At 73.6% G+C, this 4,845-nt stretch carries 1 protein-coding gene; it reads right to left on the bottom strand.

Going from position 1 to position 4,845, the window contains the following annotated elements; genetic code table 11:
- Positions 1–165: 165 nt before the first annotated feature.
- Positions 166–4,845: non-ribosomal peptide synthetase (locus tag OTB19_RS41540; RefSeq protein ID WP_267804054.1), on the bottom strand; the 4,680-nt coding region annotated here is incomplete at its 5' end.

Raw genomic sequence — 4,845 nt, 5'->3', positions numbered from 1 at the left:
ATCCTCAAGGAATCCGAGGGACTTGTGGAGCGCCCGTTGCGTTGAGAGGCGCACGGCGGGTGCGGGAAGCGGTCCGGAGAAACGGACCGGCCGAAAGGCCGGAACCGCGCTCCGGGCCGACTTCACGAGCCGCGGCTTCGACCTGGTCATTTCGCTTGTCTCCACTCAGAACTCGAAGTCTTCTTCGAACGCGTCGATCTCGTCCTGGTCCAGATCGAGCAGCGGCGCGGGTTCCGCGGACGCGGATCGGGGCGCCACCGGGTCCACTGCCCGGGTCGCGGGGTCGGCGGCGTGGGCCACCAGGGCGCGCAGGGCCCGGAACCAGCCCTCGGCGAGGGTGTTCACCTCGGCTTCGGTGAACAGCCCGGCGGGCCAACTCCAGGAGGCGACCAGGTGCGGGCCGTCGGGCCGGTCCTGGGCCAGGGAGTTCAGTTCCAGGGCGTGCGCGGCGGGCATCGCGGCGTCGCTGCCGCCGAGACCGCCGTCCCCGTTGTCGTTGTCGTCGTCCCCGCCGGCGCCGAACCGGCCGAGGTAGTTGAAGCCGAGCTGCGGCACCGGGAGGGCGCCGAGCACGTCGGCCGTCTCCGGGTTGAGGTGGCGCAGCAAGCCGTAGCCGGCTCCGTTGTCGGGCAGTTGGGCGAGCTGACCGGCCACGCGGGCCAGGGCCCGGCCGACGGCGGGGCCGGCGGCGTGGACTTCGTCCCAGTCGCCGTCGGGCACGCCGGGGTCGAGCCTGACCGGGAAGAGGCTGGTGAACCAGCCGACGGTGCGGGAGATGTCGGCGTCGGGTCGGACGCCGGCGAGGAGCTCCTCGCGGCCGTGGCCTTCCAGGTCGAGCAGGATCCCGTCGGCGCGCTGCCGGCCCCGGCCCCGGTCCCAGTCGGTGACGGCGAGCGCGAACGCGGTGAGCAGCACCTCGTTGACGCCGGTGCCGAACACGGTGGGCACGGTGGTGAGGAGGGGGCCGGTCACGTCGGCGGGCAGGGTCAGGCTGAGCCGGCGTGCCGTCTCGGCGACGTCCTGCACCGGGTCGAGTGCCCGGGTGCCGAGCGGGGGTTCCTGGTAGCCGCTCAGCATGCCGGTCCACACGGGCAGTTCGGTGGCCCGTTCGGGGGCGAGCGCCGCCCGGGCGAGGCCGCGGGCCCACTCGCGGAAGGACGTCCAGACCGGTTCGAGCACGGGTTCCCGGCCGGTGGTGACCGCTTCGTGGGCGGCCATGAGGTCGGGCATCAGGATCCGCCAGGACACCCCGTCGACCACCAGGTGGTGGACGACGAGCAGCAGCCTGCCGGGTGCGTCGGGGCCGGCGTCGAACCAGACGGCCTGGACCATCAGTCCGGCATCGGGGCTGAGCCGGTCCTGGGCGGCACGGCCCTCCGTGTCGACGCGGGCCGCGAGTTCCGCGTCGCCGAGGCCGGCGACGTCGATGCGGTGGATGACCTCGCCGGCGCGCAGTGCGCCCTTCGGCGGTACGTGCAGGGTCCAGTCGCCGGCGGTGCGCACCAGGCGGGCGCGCAGGGCGTCGTGGTGGTCCAGGACGGCCTGGAGCACGGCGTCGAGGACCTCCTCGGTGAGGTCCCCAGGGACGGGGGTCACCACGGACTGGTTGAACCCGTCCATGCGGCCGCCCAGTTCCCGCAGCCAGCGGATGATCGGGGTGGCCGGCAGGGCCCCGATGGCGGGGTCCGCGCCGTCCGGGTCGGGGGCGAGGAACAGCTCGGCCGGGGTCTGCGGGAGGGCCGCGGCCAGTGCCTCGACCGTCTTGTGCGCGAACACCTCGCGGGGGGTCAGCACCAGGCCGGCCAGGCGGGCGCGGCCCACCAGTCGGACGGAGGTGATGCTGTCGCCGCCGAGGGTGAAGAAGCTGTCCTCGGCGCCGACCTCGGGGAGCCCGAGGACTTCCGCGAACAGTTCCGCGAGGAGCTTCTCGCGCGGGTTGGCGGGGGCCCGGCCGGCCGGGCGGTCGGTGAAGTCGGGGGCGGGCAGCGCCTTGCGGTCGAGCTTGCCGTTCGTGTTGAGGGGCAGCGCGGCCAGGGTGACGAAGGCGGCCGGGACCATGTACTCGGGCAGGGCGGCGGCGACGTGCGCGCGCAGTGCGGCGGCGTCCGCGGACGCGGTGCGCGGGACGACGTACCCGACGAGCAGTTTGCTGCCGGGCCGGTCCTCGCGGACCAGGACGGCGACCTGCGCGACGTCGGGATGCCGGGCGAGCACGGATTCGATCTCGCCGAGTTCGATGCGGAAGCCGCGCACCTTGACCTGGAAGTCGGTGCGCCCCAGGTACTCGATCTGCCCGTCGGCACTCCAGCGCACGAGGTCTCCGGTGCGGTACATGCGCGTGCCCGGCTCCCCGTGCGGATCGGCGACGAAACGCTCCGCCGTCAACCCGGGACGGCCCAGGTAGCCGCGGGCCAGACCCGCACCCGCGAGGTACAACTCCCCCGGCACACCCGGCGCCACCGGCCGCAGCGCGCCGTCCAGGACGTAGACGCGGGTGTTGAGGATCGGGCGGCCGATGGAGGGGACGGCGGCGGTGCCGTCGAGTTCGGCGGTGGTCGACCAGATGGTCGTCTCCGTCGGCCCGTAGACGTTGAGCACCGACCGGCCCGCGGCGACCATGGCCTCGGCGAGCACGCCCGGTACGGCCTCGCCTCCGACGAGCATCCGCAGCCCGGCCAGGGCTTGCGGCACCTGGCCGGTCAGGGTCTGCCACAGGGAGGGGGTGGCCTGGAGGACGGTGCCCCGGTGCTCGGTGATCAGCGCGGCGAGCGCGTCGGGGTCGAGGACCTCGTCCTTGCCGGCCACGACGACGCCGGCGCCTGCCAGGAGCGGGAGGTACAGCTCCAGGGCGGCGATGTCGAAGGACACGGTGGTGACGGCGATGAGCCGGTCCGTGGCGTCCATCGGCACCCGGTCGGCCATGTCGGTCAGGAAGTTGTCCAGCGCCGCACGGGGGATCACCACGCCCTTGGGGCGTCCGGTCGAGCCCGAGGTGTAGATGGCGTACGCGGGCGTCCGGCCGTCGGCCGGTTCGCGCACCGGCCCTTCGGCGGAGTGCTCGGCGAGGGAGGCCTCCGTCCGGGGGTCGTCGAGCAGCAGCGTCTCGGTGTCGAGGCCGGGCAGGGTGGCCGCCGTGGCGGTTGTGGTGAGCAGCAGCGAGGGGCGGGCGTCGGCGAGGACGTAGCCCAGGCGGTCGCTCGGGTGCTCCGGATCCAGCGGCACATAGGCGGCGCCGGACTTGAGCACCGCGAGGAGGGCGACGAGCAGCTCGGCGGAGCGGGGCAGAGCGACGGCCACGTAGCGTTCGGGGCCCGCGCCGCGGGCCTCCAGCAGCCGGGCGAGCCGGTTGGAGCGGGCTTCGAGTTCGGCGTACGAGAGCCGGGTCGCGCCGCAGATCACCGCCGTGGCCCCGGGAGTCTCGACCGCCTGCCGGGCGAACCGCGCGGTCAGGGTCTCCGCGCCGGGTTCGGCCGCGGCCCGGCCCGCCCAGGATCCGAGCACGCGTTCCTCGTCGGCGGCGACCGTCGGGCGCAGTCGCCCGACGGGTACGCCGGCGTGTCCCGCGCTCTCAGCGAGCAGCCGCACCAAGGTGGCGGCCAGGGCGTCGACACGGCTCTGGTCGAGCAGGTCGGGGCGGTGGGCGAGATCGAGGCCGAGGGAGCGCCCCATGCTCACGGTAAGGCTGAGCGGATAGTGCGTGCTCTCGTGGTTGTCGCCGCCGACGACGCCGAGTCCGCCCGCGGCGCCGCGCAGCTCGTCGGCGTCGAGCGGGTAGTTCTCGAAGACGACCAGGGTGTCGAAGAGTTCGCCGAGGCCGGCGCCGCGCTGGATGTCGGCGAGCGGCAGGTACTGGTGGTCCATGAGGGAGGCCTGTTGGGCCTGGAGTCGTTCCAGGAGGGCGCCCAGGGTTTCGGCGGGGTCGAGGGTGACGCGGACGGGGAGGGTGTTGATGAACAGGCCGACCATCGACTCGATGCCGGGGACCTGGGGCGGGCGGCCGGAGACGGTGCCTCCGAAGACCACGTCCTCACGGCCGGTGAGCCGGCCCACGACGATCGCCCACGCGGCCTGCACCACGGTGTTGACGGTGACGCCGCGTTCGCGCGCCCAGCGGGCCAGCTCGGCCGTCCGCGCCTCCGGGAGTTCCAGTCGGGTGCGCACGGGGAGCACCGGCGCCCGGGACGGGTCGGGTGCGGCGACCAGGGTGGGTTCGTCCAGGCCGTCGAGTACTTGGCGCCAGGCGTTCTCGGCGGCGGTGTGGTCCTGGTCGGCCACCCAGGCGAGGTAGTCGCGGTACGGGGTGACGCGGGGCAACGCGGAGGAGTCGCCGTGCTGTGCGTAGAGGGAGAAGAGCTCGCCGAGGAAGACCGGCATGGACCAGCCGTCGAGGAGCAGGTGGTGGTGGCTGACGATGAGCCGGTGCCGGTCGGCCGCGGTGGAGGCCAGGGTGAAGCGCATCAGCGGGGGTCGGGCCAGATCGAAGCGACGGATCCGGTCCTCGGCCACGATCCGGTCGGCCGCGGCATCTCGCTCGTCGGCCGAGAGGCGGGTCAGGTCGACTTCCTCCCAGGGGAGGTCGAAGCCGGTGGGGATGACCTGGACGGGTGTGTCGAGGCCCTCGTGGCGGAAGGCGGCACGCAGGTTGGCGTGTCGAGTGAGCAGGGTGTGTACGGCGGCGCGCAGTGCCGCCCGGTCGACCGGTCCTTCGATGTCGAGGACGAGTTGGACGGTGTAGACGTCCTCGCCCTGGGTGTCGTAGACGGCGTGGAAGAACAGACCCTGCTGGAGCGGCGAGAGCGGCAGCACATCAGTCAGACGACCGTGCTCGGCCTCCAGACCCTCGAT

Source organism: Streptomyces sp. H27-H5 (assembly GCF_026627505.1).
Taxonomy (GTDB): domain Bacteria; phylum Actinomycetota; class Actinomycetes; order Streptomycetales; family Streptomycetaceae; genus Streptomyces.
The sequence above is the reverse complement of the archived record's forward strand: the minus strand, read 5'-3'. Positions and strand labels throughout refer to the sequence as shown.